The organism is Leptospira abararensis (genome assembly GCF_016918735.1).
Lineage (GTDB): Bacteria > Spirochaetota > Leptospiria > Leptospirales > Leptospiraceae > Leptospira_A > Leptospira_A abararensis.
Genome location: NZ_JAFFPR010000054.1, coordinates 78,877 through 98,419, shown reverse-complemented (window position 1 = coordinate 98,419; position 19,543 = coordinate 78,877). Strand labels below are relative to the sequence as shown.

Below are 19,543 nucleotides of genomic sequence, written 5' to 3'. Positions count from 1 at the left end.
AATAAATTTATGTGGTCAAACCTGATTCTATTACATTCAAATGATCCCACTAATAACTCTTTAGACGAAGCAGGTCTAGAGGTTTGGCAAACATGCCAAAGATCCATAGCATTTGGGGACCGACGATTGTTTCCGATTACGGAATCCGAACGTTTTTACAAAGGTTATGAAGTTTTTCACGGATTTGAGGCATACCGCTTTCTCTTAGAAGTGGTTTCAGGACTTAGATCCAAACTCTTTGGAGAATCAGAAATCCAAGCTCAGTTTCGAGATCGATTCCGAGAAGAAAGAGCAACTGAATCTACATTTGCACTCTCTCTATTACGACTACGCGATCAAATTTTAGAACATACAAAACAAATTCGCTCCAAATACTTAACTGGAATTGGTAGACAAACTTATGGCAGCGTGGCTGATTCTTATCTACAAAAACATAAGTCAGTAACTCTACTTGGAACAGGCAAACTTGCCAATTCCATCCTTCCTTATCTTGTTTCCAAAGAAAAGGAAGTTCGCCTCATCGGTCGAAACCAAACAAAAATGGCCGAATTACAGAAAGAATATTCTATCACGACTCACCATTGGGAAGACTACAAACCAGGTGTGGAAGCCATCGTAATTGCCTCTAGTTTTCTACCGTTTAACTGGGATTTGATGATCAAAAATTCATCATTAATTTTAGATTTCCGTGAAACTGCATTGAATGAATCCAATTATAAAAACTATATTCCCCTTTCAAAAATTCTAAGTGATCTACAAGATACAGATGAACAAATCCAATCAGTAAAAATGGACTTACAATTCTTTCTTACGGAACTCACTCGGGAACGAGAGGAGGAACAAATACATATAATGAATGGATGGGAAGATTTACTTGTCTGATATCATCAAAGTCGGAGGAAGATCCTCTCTTCTTTCTCGAATTCAAATTTTTTCTGTTATCAAAGCCCTCCAACAAAAAAACCAAACCAAAGAATTCCAAACGGTATTTCGAGAATCTGCGGGTGACAAAGATCTGAAAACTCCGCTTTGGCAGTTTGCTGGCCAAGGAATTTTTACCAAAGATCTGCAAGAAGACCTACTCAATCATAAAATAGATATTGTCATCCATTCTTGGAAGGATATGGATCTCAGAGATCGTAAAGAGACAATCCTTGTTCCTATCTTACCAAGAGAAGATGTTCGTGATGTTTTATTATTTAAAAGAAATAAATGGATTTCGGCACCAACCGAAATTACAATCCTTACTTCCTCTCCAAGAAGAGAACATCACATTCGTGATTTTGTAAAATCCTACTTCCCAACTCCCATCAATTCCTTCCAGGTAAAAATTGAGTCAGTCAGAGGGAATATCCAAACTAGACTCAAGAAATATTTGGAACATGAAAATGGTGGAATCTTAGTAGCAAAAGCTGCATTAGATCGAATTTTAAGTTTTGAAGACGAAGAAAACCTGATCCCTGAATTAAGGGAAGTGAAACAACTGATCAGAGAAACTATAAACCTTTCTTTGTTTATGGTAATGCCTTCCTCCATCTTTCCCAGTGCACCGGCCCAAGGTGCACTCTGTGCAGAAATTAGAAAAGAAGACAAACATCTAGAATCGCTACTAAGAGAAATCTCTGATGTAAATGCAGAACTGACTGCAAATGAGGAAAGAAAAATATTATCCAAGTATGGTGGTGGTTGCCATCAAAAAATTGGAGTTTCAGTATTAACTAGAGATTATGGAAAAATAACTTTTGTTAGAGGGGAAACCGAAGATGGAAAAACCTTATTTACAAAAGAATTATCTGATACTCCAAACCTAACTTTTGATCGCAAAGAAGTTTGGCCACCCAATGCAAAAATGGCCGCAAGACAAAGAGAGAGACTTACTTACTCCATTCCCAAAGATGTAGATGTATTTGTATCTCGGGGTTATGCTTTTCCCCTAGATTTGTCCGTAAACCCAACCAATCAAATCCTTTGGTCAGCCGGACTTTCAACATGGAAAGATTTAGCCCTTAGGGGATTTTGGGTGAATGGAACTTGTGATGGATTAGGCGAAAGTGAACCTCCCATGATTGACTTACTTCTGGGAAGAAAACCAAATTTCATAAAACTCACTCATGTAGATTCTGACAAACATAATAGTATTTATCCAGTAGTTCCAACCTACTTTGTATCTGCACCGGAAATTCCAGTTCCTTTTGATACCTCCAAAATCAAGGCTGCTTACTGGCGTAGTGGTTCTGAATTTGACATTGTCACCAAACGATTTCCAGAATTGTTAGATGTCATCCATTTTGTTGGCCCAGGATCCACATTTAAAAAAATTAAACAGACGATAGGTGAAAAGGCCACAGGGAAAAGAGTTTTTGTATCATTATCTTTTGATTCTTGGGTAGAAAGGTATATAAAACCATGAAAAAACAAACACTTCGACTTCGTTCCAATCAATATTTAAGAAACTTAGGAGAAACAGGATCGCTTAACGTAAACAAGATGATCCAACCACTTTTCCTAGCAGAAGGTATCGACGAAAAGGAACCAATCAAAGGTTTACCTGGAGTTTTCCGTGATACTAATCAATCCATTTTCCAACAAATTGAATCTGACTTAAAAGCCGGTGTTTCTCAGTTTTTATTGTTTATGGTTCCGAAAGACAAATCGGATACAGGTTTTCCAAAAAACTTTTACCACACCAATATCAGTGCGATCAAAAAAGAATTCCCAAACATGTTTCTATGGCTTGATACTTGTATCTGTTCTGTGACAACGACAGGTCACTGTTGTCACTTCCACAAATCAGGAACCATTGATCTAGAACTAACGCTCAAACGTCTGTCTGACCTTGCCCTCATTTATGCAGATGCAGGTGCTGACGGAATTGCACCAAGTGATATGATGGATGGCCGCGTCGGGTCTCATAGAAAAATTTTGGATGCGAACAATCATTCGATGGTTCCTATCATGAGTTATTCGACAAAGTTCAAAAGTAATTTTTATGGACCATTCCGTGGTGCCGCAGATTCTTCCCCACAATTTGGAGATAGAAGTGGATACCAACTGGATGTAAGAGATCGTGATACCGCCATTCACACTTCCATTCGTGATAAAGAGGAAGGTGCTGACTTACTTATGGTTAAACCAGGAATGACTGCCATTGATCTCATTGGTCCCATCAAAGAAAAAACAGGACTTCCTACCGGTGCTTACCAGGTGAGTGGCGAGTATGCAAGTCTTGTGTATTTAGCCAAGGAAGGTTTTTTGAATTTTGAGGAAGGATTAAAAGAAACCTGGGATGTATTCAGAAGGGCTGGTTCTTCCTATTTAATTACTTATGGTGCAAGGATAGCACAAAGGTTGTATTCATGAATTCAGAAGAACTATTTCTTCGTTCTAAACAAGTGGTTCCTGGTGGGGTGCACAGTCCTGTTCGTTCCTTTGCATCGGTAGGTGGAACTCCCGTTTTCTTTAGTGAGGCGAACGGCGCCTACTTAAAGTCAATCGAAGGAAAAGATTATATCGATTATTGTTTAAGTTTCGGACCTCTCCTCTTTGGTCATAGACATCCAGAAATCCAGGAAGTAGTCGAAGATACAGTAAAAAAGGCCTGGTCCTTTGGAGCTTGTGAGCCGTATTCCTTAGAGCTTGCCGAGTTTATCACAAGCCGCATTCCTTGGGCAGAAAAAATCCGGTTTGTCAACTCAGGAACAGAAGCAGTAATGAGCGCTCTTCGTGTAGCAAGAGCGGCGACTGGCAGGAGTAAAATTTTAAAGTTTGATGGTTGTTACCATGGCCACTTGGACCAACTGCTCGTTAAAGCAGGTTCTGGTCTTGCAGGTCTTAGCTCAAGTGATAGTAAAGGGATTGGTCCAGAAATAATACAACATACCCTTGTATTACCGTTAGACGATGAAACGGCTTTAGAGGAATTATTTCAAACACAAGGAAAGGAAATTGCTTGCCTTATCATCGAACCAATTCCAGCAAATTACGGACTCCTACCTCAAAGAATCGAATTTCTAAAAAAATGCAGAGAACTCACAACAAAATTCGGCGTATTACTTTTGTTTGACGAAGTGATTTCCGGTTTTAGAGTTTCCTTCCAAGGAATGGCAGGTCTTACAGGAATTGTTCCTGACTTAGTGTGTTACGGAAAAATCATCGGCGGTGGTTTTCCTGTCGGTGCTTATGCCGGCAAAAAAGAACTTATGGATTTAGTAGCACCCAGTGGCCCGGTTTACCAAGCAGGAACCCTGTCCGCAAATCCTATCGGTATGCGCGCCGGCCTAAAAACTTTAACCAAAGCATGGAACGAAAATCCATATCCAGAGCTGGAATCTAAAACAAAAAAACTCACTGCTGGCATTTTAAAACTTTTAGCCGAATTCGGTGATTCCAATTGGGAAGCCGTCACTTACGGAAGCCTCTTTTGGCTCAAAGGAAAAACAAAAGATCCCATTCGAACTATCGCAAACATTCCCCATGATCATAAAACAAGATTTGCTACATTCTTCCATAAACTTCTAAATCACGGAGTGTATTTAGCACCTAGCGGGTATGAGGTTGGATTTTTATCCACGGCCCATAGCGACGAAATTATAGAAGCCACATTAGATAAGACCAAGAAGGCGTTACAGGAAGTAAAATGATCACAACACAATTTAGAAACGAAAGATTTGCCAATGCCTTAAATTTAGTTCCGCAAGACCTTCCTCCTATTTGGTTTATGCGCCAAGCTGGACGGTATCACTCTCATTACCGTAAACTAAAAGAAACTCATAGTTTTATGGAGTTGTGCAAACAACCAGAACTTGCGGCAGAGGTGGCTCTTGGACCTGTCCGGGAATTTGGTTTTGATGTGAGTATCTTATTCTCCGACCTTTTATTTCCTTTGGAAGCTTTGGGTATGGGTTTAACCTATGATCCAGGTCCAAAACTTTCCTTTTCTCTTACTTCAGAAAATGATTTGTTAAAATTAAAATCGCCTGAGGAAGCCATCGAAGGACTTAAGTTTCAAAAAGATGCAGTCTTGCGAACAAGAGAAGTTTTACCAAAAGATGTTTCCTTAATCGGATTTGTGGGTGGCCCCTTTACCCTAATGACTTATGCAAGTATAGGGAAACACGACGGTAACTTATCTTTTATCAAAACCAACCAAAACTTTGTAGATCAATTTTATTCACTACTTGTCCCTCTCCTTAAAGAAAATATCGAATTACAATTGCAAGGTGGTGCAGAAGTGGTCATGATTTTTGACACTGCCGCTGGAATGTTAGACCCATACAACTTCCAACGTTATGTGACAGACCCAATTACAGAATTTGCCCAACTTTATCCAAAACAAATTGGTTATTATGCTAAAAATTCAACAGAAGAACAAGTCAGACAAATCCAGGACATTCCAAATTTAGCCGGATTCGGTGTGGATCATCGATTTTCGATTCAACAGACACTAAAAGACTTTGGTGGAAAAGGTTTTATCCAAGGAAACTTTGACCAAGAACTCTTATTTGCGGAAACATCCATTCTCAAAGAAAAAATAAGAGAATATCTTTTACCAATTAAAGATATGGGTCCAGAAGAAAGAAAAGGATGGGTGGCTGGCCTTGGACATGGTGTTCTTCAATTCACACCAGAAAGTTCCATCCACCTACTCATTGATGAAACAAGAAAGGTATTTGGGAAATGAAACACCTACTTGAAAAATATGATACACCCGCACCTAGGTATACAAGTTACCCTACTGTTCCTTATTGGACCGATTCTCCTACACTGGAAGAATGTATCCAATCACTGGAAACACACCTAACACCGAAAGAATCCAAGCTCGCACTGTACCTACATATACCTTTTTGTGAAACACTTTGTACTTTTTGTGGATGTAATACTTCTATCACAAAAAACCATACAGTGGAAGAACCCTATGTGGCAGCTATCAAAAAAGAATTACAATTATATTCAGAGAAAGTAACGAGCTTCAATGGGAAAAAGCTAAACGAACTTCATTTAGGTGGAGGAAGTCCCACTTATTTATCAGATTATCACCTTCAGTCAACCATTGAGTTTATTCTAAACAAACTAAACCCCGCAGAAGACCCGCAGTATTCCATTGAAGTTGATCCAAGAAGGACTAGAATCTCTCAACTAAAACTCTTACAAAAACTGGGATTTCGAAGGATTAGTCTTGGAGTTCAAGATTTTGATCCAGAAGTACAAAGACTCGTCAACCGCATCCAACCCTTTGAACTCACAGAAAACATTACCTTAGAAGCAAGGGCCTTGGGATTTGATTCCATCAATTTTGATCTGATTTATGGACTTCCCAAACAAACTTTGGACTCCATGAAATTTACAATCGAAAGAACGTTGGAACTAAAACCAGATCGAATTGCTTTTTATTCTTATGCCCATGTACCTTGGATCAAAGCATCCCAAAGATTATTCACCGAAAAAGATCTTCCAGAAGCGACTGTAAAACGAGACTTATACGAATTAGGCAGATCTTTATTGGAAAAAGAAGGTTATAGGGAAATTGGAATGGATCATTTTGCCCTTCCGCATGACAAACTATGGAAGGCCTTCGATACAAACAAACTTCATAGAAATTTTATGGGTTATAGTGAATCCAAAACAGATGTTATGTTGGGGCTTGGTTCTTCTTCCATTTCAGAAACACCCGATCTTTTTTTCCAAAACCAAAAATTAGAAATGAAATATCGTAAGTCCATACTCGACGGAATCATTCCCATCCTCCGTGGACACAAACTCACAAAGTCTGATCAGATTCGTAAACAATTGATTTTAGATTTGATGACTTCTTGGAAAGTTTATGTTCCCTCTGACATGAAGCCTCATGTATTTAACTTCTTACAAGAAATGGAATCGGACAATCTGGTCCAGTGGAAAGGAGATACACTCACTGTATCTGAGCGTGGAAAACCATTCTTAAGAATCGTAGCCATGGCCTTTGATGAAAAATTACAACTGAGCCAACCAACAAAACCTGTTTTTTCAAAAGCTATATGAGGGAAGAGGTTCATATCATAGGAGGAGGAATTACTGGATTATTTCTCGCCTATCACCACACAAAACGAGGAGACAAGGTAACACTTTATGAAAGCTCCGATCGATTAGGTGGATTGATTGGAACAAAGGTTGTAGAAGAAGGCTTAGTGGAACTTGCAGCCAATGGAGTTTTACTCACAGATGCAATGAAATCTATGTTAGATGATATCGGGCTTACCCCACTTTATCCTAACCAAGCTTCCAAAAGAAGGTATTTTTGGATCAACAGAAAACTTTCAAGACTGCCCATTTCTATTTTTACTGGGTTAAGACTACTCTACACGGTTTGTTTTAAAAAGTTAAAATTTTATGAAGAACAAAACTTCGAAACTTGGGCAAACCAAATGTTTGGAATCTCCGTCACAAAAAATATTATAGAACCAGCCATAGGTGGAGTGTATGGAACTAGACTCGACTCACTCCAAGCAGAATCTATTTTTTCTAAATGGGACGGTTCGGGAAAAAGTACGATCCTAAAGGAAGTGAAAAAGAACAAAGCAAAAACATACGGGACTGTTTCTTTTCCAAACGGAATGGAGGATTTAGTAACTCATTTGGTTGCGTATTTAAAACCAAAAATACAAATCAAAACCCAATTTCCATTGGAAAGTTTGGAAGACATCTTACAATGGAAAGGGAAAATCAGACTTTCTTTGTCCTTAAAAAATCTAATCCCACTCCTCGGCAATCGAATCGAAAAAGAAGAATTCCCTAATTTACTTTCCATCACAACAATCACAAGATTCGGAAATAACCACCTAACAAAGAAACCATGTTTTGGAATTCTTTTTGGGAAAAACGAAGGAATCCATGCTCTTGGTGTTTTATCCAATTCGGATATTTTTCCAGACCGAGCCAACAAAGGTCTCCATTCTGAAACTTGGATCTATCCAAATCTGGCAAAAACGGATGAAACAATTTCTTGGGAATCCATTCTCGAAAAAGATAGAAAACTAATTACAAAAAAAACAGATACTCCGAAGGCAGTGTATGTAACTTCCTGGAAGGGAGCTTTTCCGGCTTACGATCGGAAATTATTTTTATTCAACAAACGGTTGGATGTTTTGGAATCGAAGTGGATGGCCGAAGGCATTGACATTCGATTTTTGGGAAACTACCGAAAAGGAATCGGACTTCGGTCTCTATTTGAATCGACAAGTAGGGAGTGACTCACCACCCATTTCCTTACAGGTACAATGGCGGATGGCTGTATCTGCATTAAGAACTCTCTCTACCAAATAATCAAGAAACGGCAGATAAGTGCCAAAGGCGGGAATTCGAGTAAATGATTTTGCACCAGATTCTAACGCAAGATCCTTAAACTGCTCTCCGATTTCTTCTAATGTTTCTAAATGATCACTCACAAAACTAATGGGATAAACAGCGATTTGTTTTCCCTCTTTGGCAAGGGACTCGATCATCTGCAAAGAACTTGGCTCTGTCCACTTTGCCGGACCCACTTTACTCTGGTAAGATATATGTGTTTTTCCGCGAAATCCAATCAAACGAAGTTGCTCCGTAATTCCTTTTACAGAAGATTCAATTTCTTGCATATACTGATCACCCTTGTGGATGAGGCGCATCGGAACACCATGTGCCGAAAATACCAAATCCAAATTCTTCCAATCCCCATCAAATTTTCTTTCGGGAAAATGTAAAAAATCTTTTGGCTTCAAAAATCCACCAAAGAATTCAGAAATAAACCTAGCGGTGATTTGGTGAAACTTAGGATCGGAGGCAAAACTAGGGACATATCCACCACTTCCCACAGGGCATTCCTTGAACTTTTTTTCTAAATGATTCAGTGTGGAAAGTACTGTAGACCTAGAATACTGAGGGTATAACGGTAGATAGATGGTGTTTGCATTTGGTTTTTCAAATTCTGGATCTCTGATATGAGGGAAACCACAGGTCATCGCCACTTTCACTGTCCAATCGATATCTGTTTTTTGATTTAATAACTTTTCTAGTGTTTTGGCTTGTTTTTCTGTTTCCGAAACTAGAGGAGAACCACCACCAAATCCCATAGACTCATAGACTTTTTTTACCTTGGGAGTTCTTTTCTTAGCGATAAAACGGGCAAGAGGGAGACGCAAAAATTCAGGTAGAGGCAAATCAAAAACAAAAGGGTCAGTAAACAAATCCGTTAAAAAAACTTCAATTTCCTCTGTGGTTCTTGGCCCACCTAAATTGACAAGGATGAGAGTTTTCTTTTGTTTATGGTTCATAGGTAATGTAGTCACAGTGCGGGTAACGGGAACAAAAATAAATGGTTTTTCCTTTTTTTCCTAGTTTGGTTTTAACTACACCCACTTTACACACAGGACAAAGGTTTGAACCTTTTAGACTAAGAGGGGATGAAACAAAAGGTTCTTTTTCTTTTTTATTAGAAATACTTTTCTTTAGAGAAGATTCTTCAGGGACTTTTTCAATTTCTTTTGAATGAGAGTTGTAGGAAGCCTGGTGTAATTTTTTTCTAGGACTTTTTAAGATCCGCATCAACCCTTCATAAAAATTTTGGATGAGAGTGACGCGTGATTCTTTTTTGTCTGTGACTTGGTCTAACTTTTCTTCCAAATCTTTCGTAAAGGACTCACCAATCATATCGTGAAAGTTAAGAAAAAGATATTCATTCACTTTCATTCCCAGAGCCGATGGCCCAAGGGACTTATGATATTCGACGATGTACTTCCGAGTTTTTAAAGTTTCGATGATACTTCCATAAGTAGAAGGCCTACCCACTCCCGTATCTTCCATTTTCTGGACAAGTTTTCCTTGTGTGTAACGAACAGGAGGTTCTGTTTGTTTTTCTTCTACCGAATAGGACTCATAAATAAAACGATCTCCCAATTTCCAATCCAAGCGTTTTTGCGGCTTTTTCTTTTCTTTGTCTGTAAAAGCTTTAAAACCTGGGTCTGTAATGAATTCATTCTTATAAACAAAAACATGTTTGTCTTTTTGAAATTCAAAAACCGTTTCTTCCCCTAACTCCGGCTTCATCAAAGAAACTAAAAAACGCTCCCAAATGAGCTGATAGAGTTTTCTTTCATCAGGTGACAAATAAGAGGCGATCGAATCAGGACTAAAATTGGGATTTGTGGGAATGACAGCTTCGTGCGCATCTTGAGAATATTTTTTTTGTTTTTTGGGGATAAAACTACCTGCAGAAACTAAACCAGGGAAATGTTGATTTAAATATTTTTCACCTAACTTACGTTTTGACTCCGATACACGGGTACTGTCGGTTCGCATATAGGTAATGAGCCCAATCCTCTCGCCAGAACCAATCCGCTTCCCTTCAAAGAGCATTTGCGCCAATTTCATTGTTTTTTTGGAATCAAAACCCAAAACACGAAAGCTTGTTTCTTGCAAACTTGCAGTAGAAAAGGCTGGCGACGGATTTCTTTTGATATTTTTCTTTTTAATTTGGGATAAGGTTATTTCTTTTAACCTGGTTGGTTGGGGTAGGATTTCTATTTCCGAAAGGAGATTTTGTATAGATTTAGAATCCAACCTATCTTTAGTTTGGTGGTCTAAAACTACGGGTTCGTTGTATACAAAGCCCTTCAATTTTAATTGGTAATAGATTTCTTTTGAGAAATTTTGAATTTCGATTTCCCTTTCACAAATCCAATGTAAGACGGTAGATTGCACTCGACCCGCAGATAAAGAAGAAATCTTTAATTGTTTCCACAAATCAGGAGAAACTTCAAAACCAAAAATACGATCCACTACTCGTCTTGCAATTTGTGATTCAATTTCTGCTAAATCTAGTCCAGACTTTAATTGGATCTGGCGGTTTACTTCCTCTTTAGAAATTTCTTTCAAACGAAGCCGAAAGATTGGTTTTTTTAATCTTAGCAATTCATCATAACAATGTTTGGCGATGATTTCCCCTTCACGATCGGGGTCACTGGCAATGTAAATGATGGAGGCTAATTTGGCTTTGGTTTTGATGGCAGAAAAAACTGTTTTTTTTCCTTTTAGCCATTCGTATTCAGGTTCGAATTGATTTTTAAAATCTACCCCATAAGATTTGGGTGGTAGGTCTTTGATATGACCTTTGGTCGCAACAACAACCCAGTCCTTATCTAAATAGGATGCGATTGTTGTTGCTTTTGTCGGTGATTCGACTATTAGGAGTTTGGTGATTTTAAAATCCTACTAAACGAACAAACCTTCCACAGAAAGGTATCTCTCTCCTGTGTCATAACAGAAGGTAAGAACCTTAGAACCTGCTGGAATTTCTTTTAGTTTTTTGGAAACGGCAGCAAGACTTGCACCAGAAGAAGTTCCAATAAAGATTCCCTCTTTTTTCGCAGCAAGGACGGCCATAGTGAAGGCTTCGTCTTTACCGACAGTAATGATTCCATCTAAAAGTTCTGTTTTACAGTTTTTAGGAATGAAACCTGCACCAATTCCTTGGAGAGGATGGGGTCCCGGCTTTCCACCGCTAAGAACAGGAGAACCTTCTGGTTCTACAGCAAATACTTTGAGTTTAGGAAATCTTTTTTTCAGGTTTTCTGCACATCCAGTGATATGACCACCCGTACCCACTCCGGTGATGATATAGTCTAAACCATCAGGGAAATCTTTTGCAATTTCTTCTGCCGTTTTTTCTCTATGGACAGCAATGTTCGCTTCGTTTTCAAACTGTTGAGGCATCCATGCATTGGGATTTGCGGCAACAATCTCTTGCGCTTTAGCAATGGCTCCAGGCATTCCTTTTTCTCTGGGAGTAAGTTCAAACTTAGCACCATAAGCTGCCATAATTCTTCTTCGTTCCACAGACATATGTTCTGGCATAACAAGAGTGATGGCATACCCTTTAACAGCTGCTACCATAGCCAGGCCAATTCCCGTATTGCCAGAAGTAGGTTCTACGATAAAAGAATCTTTTTTTAATTTTCCTGACTTCTCTGCTTCTTCAATCATTGCAAGAGCAATCCGATCTTTGATAGATCCACCAGGATTTTGTCTTTCGAGTTTCATATAGACTTCATGGTCGGTTCCAAAAAGTCGCGACAATCTAACGTGAGGTGTATTTCCGATGGCTTCTAGAATGCTGTTTATTTTCATAATTTCTCCGCTCTGTCACATTTTAAGAGAAAAAGCGGATTTGTCCACAATGAAAATTAGGAAAACTTAAGGCGTATGAATGGAAATTAAGAACTGGTAATCGGATTTCATTTGTTTCAGGACTTTAGAGTCATTTTCAGATTCGATCACCTTTTCTAAGTAAGGTGCCGAGATTCGGAAGTCCAATCTTCGCAGTGCCTCCGAAGCTTTTGCCCGAACTTGCGGATCTTTATCTGTTAATGATTCTAAAATGGCTTTGTAATTTTGGTTTGGCAATCGTTCCAATCCCGCAAGAGCCGATAGAATGGAAATTTTTGCATAAGGAACTGTTTCTTTACTGAGTGAATCAGATAAACTAGCGAGGACCTCTTTTTTTCCGGAAAGGTAAAGTGCATCGGCAGCAGAACTGCGAAGATAAAAATTGGGACTAACAAGAGCCGACTTGATGGTGGACTCCGATTCCGCTGTTTTCGGTAGAGAACCTAAAGTCCGTAAGATTTCACCACAAGCTAAAGCGATGGGGATCTCACCCTCTTCGTAAAAGTAAGGACTAGAAAGCGAAGTACTATCGGCAACTCCGTCTTTCAAAGTCCTTGGTTTTGGTGGATTGTGTTCGGAAATTTTTACAGATTCTTTTTGGTAGGTTTTGATTAAATAAGGAACGGCAAGTTTGTCTCCCTTGATTCCCAAAGCCTGTGCTGCATAAAATTTCACAGCCGGTGCATTTCCGGGACTTGTCGGAAAATGGGGAGATCCTTCCATAGCGGAGATGATGTCACGGATTCCCTGATTTGATTTAACGAAGGTTAGTTTGTCGATAGCATCACGAATTTCTGAGATATTAGATGAGGACAGTCTTGTGCGTTGGATCTCAAAAAACCGTTCCTCACTCTCAGCAAAAATTGCTACAGGTACAATGAGAATATATAAAAACCAAACAAACTTTCGAATCATTCTAAACCACCTCTGTTTTGGGACGGTCATTCTAACCGATTTCTTTTAATTTTCTTTTAATTTTTCTGCGACTTCTTTTAATTTTTCGGAAAGATCACCCAGGGTAGCCTTATCTTCTTCCAAAATGGACTGACTGAATTTTTCCAAATCCCTTTGGATTTGTTCCTTTTTTTCACTGGCCCGGGAAGCCATTTTTCTGAGTAAGTCTTCTCGGTAGTGACTAAAATCTGCTTCCTTCAATTCCCCCAGTTCTACCATGGATGTCACAATTTTTTCTAACCGTTCTGAGGTTAGATAGTTGGCACCGATGCCTCCCAGGATCAATCGTTCGAATAGTCCAGAAACATCCCGGCCCGTTTCTCTAATCAGAGAAGTTAACATAAAATTTGAAAAATCTTCGTTTCGTTGTCCTAAGCTGACTTTGAGAAAGGTTTGACCCAAAATTTTAGGAGTGATGTCTTCTCCTGTCATATTGTCTTGGACTTTGATTTCTTCTCCCCCGATGATCATCTTGGCCACATCTTCCAATGTGATGGTGGAACTAGTTTCTGGATCATAGAGTCTGCGGTTTGCGTATCGCTTAAGGAGCTTCATCGGAGATGCTTTTTAAAATGACTTTCAAGCCTAGGGGGTCAACTAAAATACAATCGTAATGGACTCTCTATTCGGTGCTGTTTTGACACAACTTCCCGACGCAGAAAAAAACCTGATTGTAACATGGTTACAAGTACAAGGGCTCGTCGTAAAAGAATGTACGCAGAAAACTTGGAAAGACCATCCAAATTCCATTCGACTATTTTCCAAACCAACATCTGAAATAGTACAAGAGTTATTAGATTGGAGCATCGAACCGATATTATGTGGTAGTTTCACAAACGAAGAAAAAGAAATTTATAAAAACTTGGGCGCTTCCCTATTATGGGAAAAATCATATTCAGAAATTCACACTTTGCCATATAAAACCTTACCTATGTCAAAATTGACTTGGGTGGTATATACAAAAAACCAAATCCTAGACAAACACCTGTCAGTATTTTTAAAATCCATGGGTCAAACAGTTTTTACAGAAGGAAGTCTGGATTTTCTTCTCAAACGAATCCAAACAGGACCTTGCCATTTTCTCATTTTAGATTGGGATGTACTGGATCCAAAAACGGTAATCCCAGACCTCTCCAAACTCAAAAGGGAAAAGCAGTTTTTATCCATTGGAATCAAGGACTTTATGAAAGAACATCTCTATAGAGATTTAAAAACAGGAATCACGACCATCTCGGAAGTCCTTGTTTCCCAGTCAGATTTTTGGAATGTTTTACTTCATAGTTTCCCCATGTCCGAGGAATCAAAAGAACAGGAAACTTGGAAAGAAACTTCTAGGTCGGTTTCAAAACTTAGTTTTACCTTCCAAGAAAAACAAATTCCCATAACGATGCAATTGACGGAAAACACCGTCTTTAAGAAAAAACTAGCCCACCCGCAAATTCAAAATCTATTAGATCTCTTTCACTGGTTTTTATAAAAACTATAAGGTTACTCAAAGAGTAACATATCATCGCTCGAAAGTTCGCCTGCTCCGCGATTTGGGAAGGCTTGCTCAAAAAAGAGGGCTGCTAACAAATCAAAGTCTTCATCTTCTTCTCGATTTTCTAATTCCCAAAGTTCATTTCTGCGTTTGATAAGAAGTGATACCGTGGCATCTTCCAAAGCAAATTCTATCTTCAAACGATTCAAAGTGCGAATGAAAAAATTTAAATTATAAATTACGTAGTCTCGAAAGTAAGTAAGACCTGCAATCGTCGGTTCATATTTTAAGAGTGCTTCTGTCAAATAACAGGCAGTTTTTAGATCTTCAGTGGCACCTGTTTCTTTATAAGCTTTGAAGATATGGTGTACTGTTTCATGCATGGAGATTGTGGAGTGATACGAGTCTTCAATGAGACGAATGGATTCCGGGTGCGATTCCATATAAGCAAACACATCCACGATTTCACGATTGGCCGCTGCCCGTTTTCTTTCTGCATCGCAGGGATCCTCCGTGATTTTTGGATCCACTAGCAGGATAAAAAGATATTTGGTTTCAAAAGCAAATCGTGATTCTTTAGGAATGTAATACTCAATCCAAATGGGTTCTTTGTAGTAATCAACGGATTCTTGGAAACTAAGTTCTGGAGTGACTTTGAGGGATTTGAGTTTTTTTACATCATCAGTGATGACCTTTTTTCCTTCGACCCGAGTTTTACTGCGTTTGATTTGTCGGAGTTCCGACTTATTCAAAAGCGGTTTGGGTTTGAAGGAAGAATCCATGTTATATCATCGACAGATTAGAAAAAGCGCAAAAGAAAAGTACGAAGCCAAAATCCAATCGGACTTAAAATCCCCGTGTCAGAAAACACAACCCTTCCTTCTTCATTCAAAAAAACCGTTGTGGGGTATGCAGAAATTCGCCATTCCTTTAACATTCTGTAGTCTGCGGCGTAAACGGGATGTTTGGCTTCTGGTGTGAGTTCTGCCAAAATTTCTTTAGTCTCCTCCGAATCTTCGGCTTCGAGGACAGAAAGGAATATGGTGGACTTTGGTAAAAACCTTAAATTTGCCTCTAGAATGGGTGCATAAGCTTTACAGATCGTGCACCAAGTGGCCCAAAAGTATACCACCTTAGGGTGGCCTTTCCAGGAATTAGCTTCTGTGGGTGTGGTCGCAAGGATTTCAATAGGAACTCCGGGCCTTGTGTCCCTTCCCTTAAAATAAGCAAAACAAAGGGTGGTCGAAAAAAAGAAAACAAAGGCGGAGACCACCTTCCATCCGTACGGTAACTGCTTCCAAATTTTCATAGTCTTTATTGTAAGACTGGTAGTTGGCCGGATATGTTCCCAAACATCAAAAATAAGATGAGGAGTAACCAGATAAACCCAGAAATCAGAACACTTACGTCAGTGAGGATGGCTTTTGTGGGGTTATGACCCATGTTCTTGATATAAATGATGTAAAGAGACCGAAAGATCGCATAAACCACAATGGGAACCGTATACACCATATAAGGAGTTCCTAAACTTTTCGCCGTTTCTGGACTTACCGTATACATTACATAACTCACAAGAGTGAGTGTAGCAACAACGGCCATCATCAAATCCAAAAACTCAATGGAATACTCTTCTAAAATTTTTCTATGTTTGCCAGCATCAGTTTTTAGGATATTGATCTCACCCCTACGTTTGGAAAATCCCCAAAATAGGGCCAACATAAAAGTACAAAGCAATAACCAATGCGAAAACTCCACTCCAATGACAACTGCACCCGCAATGGCGCGTAACACAAATCCAATGGAAATACTCATAACATCCAAAATCACAATATGTTTCAGGACTTTGCTATACAACATATTGAAAAGAAGATAAAAGATCGTAAGATAAAAGAAAATCGGGGACAGTTTGTACGCACCAATCAAAGCAATGGGTAAAATCACACCAGTGATGGCTAAAGCAATTCCGGAATCGAGTTCCCCACTAGCAAGCGGTCTATGTTTTTTTTCGGGATGTTTTGCGTCTTCTTTTTGGTCTAAAAAATCGTTAAATACATATTGGCAACTCGCAACTAGAGAAAAACAAAGAAAAGCTAAACAAACTTTCGTTAACGAAGGAAGTTCAAAGATTTTTTTAGAAAAAATCAGTCCGGCAAATAGGATAATATTTTTCACCCACTGAGGGACTCGCATCAATTTGAGGTATAGGTAGATCATTTTTTCTTCACTTTATGGGCTTCAATGTATTTCATTTTCAATTTAATGGTTTTTGCATCCATGAGTAGGGGGAATACTAATTGGATTTGTGGATCACTGCCAGTGGTGATCATTTCGACTAGTTCACCTGGGCTTTGTTTGCCGGCAGTTTTGACATCCAATATCTTAAAAAAATCTTGATAGTCTTCTGGTAGTAAGTTTGCACTCACTACCATTTTTTTGGAATAGATTTCTTTTCCTTTGGAATCTAAAATACTAATTTGATCCAAAACAAATCGGATTCCTCTTTGCTCCAAAGGATCAATCCTAAGCCCACCAAATGTGGACATAGACTCAGGGAGTTCCCATTCATATTCTACCCAATTGCCAATATCTTTTTTAAATACAGGTTTGGAGACCATCATCGAATCAGAAGTTTCCGGTTTCTCTTTGCTAAGAAAGCTATACAATTTGATCGATTGGTCTCTCATCACCGGGAACTTGTATTGGTTATAAATGTATCCAGTCGCACTTAAAAGAAAGATGGCACTCAGGAAAAAAAATCGAATTTGTCGAATCAATTGAAACTGGTCCATAAGAGTCAGATAACGCGTTTTAAACTCTTTTTTTGATTCATATAAAAGAAATTCGTAAGTATCGATGGCCTCGGACAAAATTTGGTCCATTTTTTTGGCATCCAGTGGAGAGATCCTATCCCAAGAATTCAAAAACTGAAATGGTTTTTGTTTTCTATCTGATTCTGGAATTAGAAAACCCTTCAGGTCTTCCTCAGTAAAAATTTCTTTTTTGTTGGTTCTTTGTAATTGAAAGTTTACCAGGTCAAAAGTTACGGATCGAAATAGTAGTTTTGCGTCTTCTAACTTCTCGTTTGACAAAAGGAGTTCAATAGATTCCAATCGGGATTGAATTTGGGCCAAAACTCTTTTTTGAGATTCTTTTTGTTTCTCGAATTCCAACTCTCCAGGTTCCAAAACAGGAGTCTTCCATGAAGAAAACAATAGATCTCGAATGCGTAATTTCACAAATACCAAGTCTGAACCATCCTCAAAATACTAAAACTGATTTTTATCTCCATTTTAACCGACTTGGATTTTCACACCATCATCCACAGTTCCCATCTTAGGAACCCCAGAGTGGCCCGTGGCAGCAATGAGAACGGTAAAGATTCCCACTCGGCCTACATACATCACCGCCGCATAAAATAACTTTTCGATGTCTCCCAACTGGGAAGTGAGGTTCAAACTAAAACCAACGGTCGAAAAAGAAGAGATCAGTTCAAAAAAGATAACATGTAAAGAATGTTGGTTTTGGTCCAAAATTCCAAGGAATATAAAGATAAATGCCAAAGCAATGGTCGCAAGGAAGTAGACTCGAATGGCAACAGCGACCGAATTTTTAGATACAGTTTCTCCAAATAACATTACCGGTTTTGAGGGTTGGATCACGTTTTTCAAATAAGCAAGTAACAAAACAAAGGTGGTAATTTTAATACCGCCAGCAGTTCCTTGCGGTCCCCCACCAATAAACATAAGAACGGTAATGATGATAACCGTGGCATCGTTTAAATGACCGAGATCCATAGTGGAAAACCCTGCTGTACGAGAACAGACAGACATAAAAAAAGCATTGGAAATTTTATCAACGAGAGCCATTCCATGAAAAGTATGTGGATTGGACCGTTCTAAAAAATAAATCCCAAGAAAACCAAACAAAAGCAAGGCGGAAGATCCATAAACTAAAACTTTGGACTGGATCCTTGTGGTTTCCCCCCGCAAATGTTTGTTATAGTCACCGATGCGATTTTCTAAAAACGCAGAAAACTGTGCGGGAAGTAATAAAAGTCTTGGAACATTTCCTGTTTTTAGAGCTTTTTCCATCATAAGAGTTTCTGCCATCACTTCTATGCGGTATACAATCCGAACAAAAACCGTAAGTAAAAACTTTTCCAAAAGAATGATCACAGGGAATCCAATCCCTCCAAAAATCACAAGTCCTGACACAATGTATAAAGAAAAGGGATCCAAACGTAAGGCACTCAAATCATCTGTGATCGAAAAACCAGCGTTATTAAAAGAGGAAATTGCTGTAAAAAGGGAAAAGAACCATCGGGTATTTCCCCCTTCTGCCCCGTCCGGCATGTGGAGGTAGAGTCCAATGGCACCTAAGATTTCAATCGAAAAGGAAATATTGATAATAGAGAGTAACATCCGATTCACCTCGTTAGTCGCAAGCGACTCGGTTTCAGCTTGGGTATCGATGGCAGCCCCCACGAAAGCATTAAAACGAGCATTCCTAGAAATTCCTTGGGTGATGAGAAATCCAACAATTACGGTAAAACTAATGATCCCAAGCCCCCCCAGTTGGATGAGAAAGAGCATAATCCATTGGGTAGATGGATTGAAGCCAGAAAGAGGAACCGGAGAGAGCCCGGTCACACAAATCGAGGAAGCAGAAAGATAAAAACTATCCACATAAGAAAGTTCCCCTTCTTCCGAAATATAGAGGGCGATTGATCCGAGAAGGATGGCAGCAAAGAATCCCAGACAGACTAGCCTTGCAAAGGACAAAGTTCGAAAAAATCGCTTCAAGCGCGCTAGTGGCATATTCCCCTAATCTCTACTTTCTCCAGGATTTTCCCTTTGACCAAAAATCCCAAGTACTTTACAAACGCAGTCCATTTCAGATTTTGGTAGAATCAATTCAACTTTAACCATTATTTTG

General features: G+C 39.0%; 18 protein-coding genes. 8 read left to right on the top strand and 10 right to left on the bottom strand.

Annotated elements, in window-relative coordinates:
• The first annotated feature begins 9 nt into the window (after positions 1-9).
• From JWG40_RS16010 to JWG40_RS15980, 7 genes are read left to right on the top strand one after another with little or no spacing between them, the layout of a single operon-like run.
• The gene (locus JWG40_RS16010) at positions 10-882 is read left to right on the top strand and encodes an NAD(P)-binding domain-containing protein (RefSeq protein WP_205286780.1); all 873 of its coding nucleotides are present in this window, start codon (positions 10-12) and stop codon (positions 880-882) included.
• Positions 875-2,410 (top strand): hydroxymethylbilane synthase, encoded by a 1,536-nt coding sequence (hemC, locus tag JWG40_RS16005; RefSeq protein WP_205286779.1) that lies wholly within the window; start codon positions 875-877, stop codon positions 2,408-2,410. The genes JWG40_RS16010 and hemC overlap by 8 nt, the downstream gene beginning before the upstream one ends.
• Positions 2,407-3,360: a porphobilinogen synthase gene (gene hemB, locus JWG40_RS16000; RefSeq protein WP_205286778.1), complete on the top strand. Its 954-nt coding sequence runs from the start codon at positions 2,407-2,409 to the stop codon at positions 3,358-3,360. The genes hemC and hemB overlap by 4 nt, the downstream gene beginning before the upstream one ends.
• Positions 3,357-4,640, top strand: a complete 1,284-nt coding sequence (gene hemL / locus JWG40_RS15995) for a glutamate-1-semialdehyde 2,1-aminomutase (RefSeq protein WP_205286777.1) — start codon at positions 3,357-3,359, stop codon at positions 4,638-4,640. The genes hemB and hemL overlap by 4 nt, the downstream gene beginning before the upstream one ends.
• A complete protein-coding gene (locus tag JWG40_RS15990) occupies positions 4,637-5,680 on the top strand; it encodes a uroporphyrinogen decarboxylase family protein (protein ID WP_205286776.1) in 1,044 nt (347 codons plus the stop codon). The genes hemL and JWG40_RS15990 overlap by 4 nt, the downstream gene beginning before the upstream one ends.
• Positions 5,677-7,017: an oxygen-independent coproporphyrinogen III oxidase gene (gene hemN, locus JWG40_RS15985; protein WP_205286775.1), complete on the top strand. Its 1,341-nt coding sequence runs from the start codon at positions 5,677-5,679 to the stop codon at positions 7,015-7,017. Before JWG40_RS15990 ends, hemN begins: the two co-directional genes overlap by 4 nt.
• The gene (locus tag JWG40_RS15980) at positions 7,014-8,225 is read left to right on the top strand and encodes a protoporphyrinogen/coproporphyrinogen oxidase (RefSeq protein WP_205286774.1); all 1,212 of its coding nucleotides are present in this window, start codon (positions 7,014-7,016) and stop codon (positions 8,223-8,225) included. The genes hemN and JWG40_RS15980 overlap by 4 nt, the downstream gene beginning before the upstream one ends.
• Here JWG40_RS15980 and hemH read toward each other — a convergent pair.
• The 5 genes from hemH to JWG40_RS15955 form a co-directional block, all read right to left on the bottom strand.
• Positions 8,199-9,284: a ferrochelatase gene (gene hemH, locus JWG40_RS15975; RefSeq protein ID WP_205286773.1), complete on the bottom strand. Its 1,086-nt coding sequence runs from the start codon at positions 9,282-9,284 to the stop codon at positions 8,199-8,201. The two genes, JWG40_RS15980 and hemH, sit on opposite strands and share 27 nt — an antisense overlap.
• The gene (gene topA, locus JWG40_RS15970) at positions 9,274-11,163 is read right to left on the bottom strand and encodes a type I DNA topoisomerase (RefSeq protein WP_408611538.1); all 1,890 of its coding nucleotides are present in this window, start codon (positions 11,161-11,163) and stop codon (positions 9,274-9,276) included. Before topA ends, hemH begins: the two co-directional genes overlap by 11 nt.
• A 57-nt stretch (positions 11,164-11,220) precedes the next feature.
• Complete coding sequence (gene cysK / locus JWG40_RS15965; RefSeq protein ID WP_205286772.1) at positions 11,221-12,135, bottom strand: cysteine synthase A; 915 nt, start codon at positions 12,133-12,135, stop codon at positions 11,221-11,223.
• 66 nt (positions 12,136-12,201) lie between these two features.
• Entirely contained in the window at positions 12,202-13,089 is an 888-nt protein-coding gene (locus JWG40_RS15960) for a HEAT repeat domain-containing protein (protein ID WP_205286771.1), read from the bottom strand.
• Between the two features lie 45 nt (positions 13,090-13,134).
• Positions 13,135-13,683 (bottom strand): polyhydroxyalkanoate synthesis regulator DNA-binding domain-containing protein, encoded by a 549-nt coding sequence (locus tag JWG40_RS15955; protein ID WP_039926971.1) that lies wholly within the window; start codon positions 13,681-13,683, stop codon positions 13,135-13,137.
• Between the two features lie 58 nt (positions 13,684-13,741).
• Between JWG40_RS15955 and JWG40_RS15950 the strand changes: the two genes are divergently transcribed.
• Complete coding sequence (locus JWG40_RS15950) at positions 13,742-14,605, top strand: hypothetical protein (protein WP_205286770.1); 864 nt, start codon at positions 13,742-13,744, stop codon at positions 14,603-14,605.
• An 11-nt stretch (positions 14,606-14,616) separates the two neighbouring features.
• Here the strand turns inward: JWG40_RS15950 and JWG40_RS15945 are convergent, their stop codons facing one another.
• The 5 genes from JWG40_RS15945 to JWG40_RS15925 are packed head-to-tail and all read right to left on the bottom strand — an operon-like array spanning position 14,617 to position 19,425.
• Positions 14,617-15,390, bottom strand: a complete 774-nt coding sequence (locus JWG40_RS15945; RefSeq protein ID WP_205286769.1) for a hypothetical protein — start codon at positions 15,388-15,390, stop codon at positions 14,617-14,619.
• A 17-nt stretch (positions 15,391-15,407) separates the two neighbouring features.
• On the bottom strand, positions 15,408-15,917 hold the full coding sequence (locus tag JWG40_RS15940) for a TlpA family protein disulfide reductase (RefSeq protein ID WP_205286768.1): 510 nt from the start codon (positions 15,915-15,917) through the stop codon (positions 15,408-15,410).
• 5 nt (positions 15,918-15,922) lie between these two features.
• Entirely contained in the window at positions 15,923-16,822 is a 900-nt protein-coding gene (locus JWG40_RS15935) for a decaprenyl-phosphate phosphoribosyltransferase (protein ID WP_205286767.1), read from the bottom strand.
• On the bottom strand, positions 16,819-17,853 hold the full coding sequence (locus JWG40_RS15930; RefSeq protein WP_205286766.1) for a hypothetical protein: 1,035 nt from the start codon (positions 17,851-17,853) through the stop codon (positions 16,819-16,821). Before JWG40_RS15930 ends, JWG40_RS15935 begins: the two co-directional genes overlap by 4 nt.
• 45 nt (positions 17,854-17,898) lie before the next feature.
• On the bottom strand, positions 17,899-19,425 hold the full coding sequence (locus JWG40_RS15925; RefSeq protein ID WP_205286765.1) for a TrkH family potassium uptake protein: 1,527 nt from the start codon (positions 19,423-19,425) through the stop codon (positions 17,899-17,901).
• Positions 19,426-19,543: the final 118 nt, after the last annotated feature.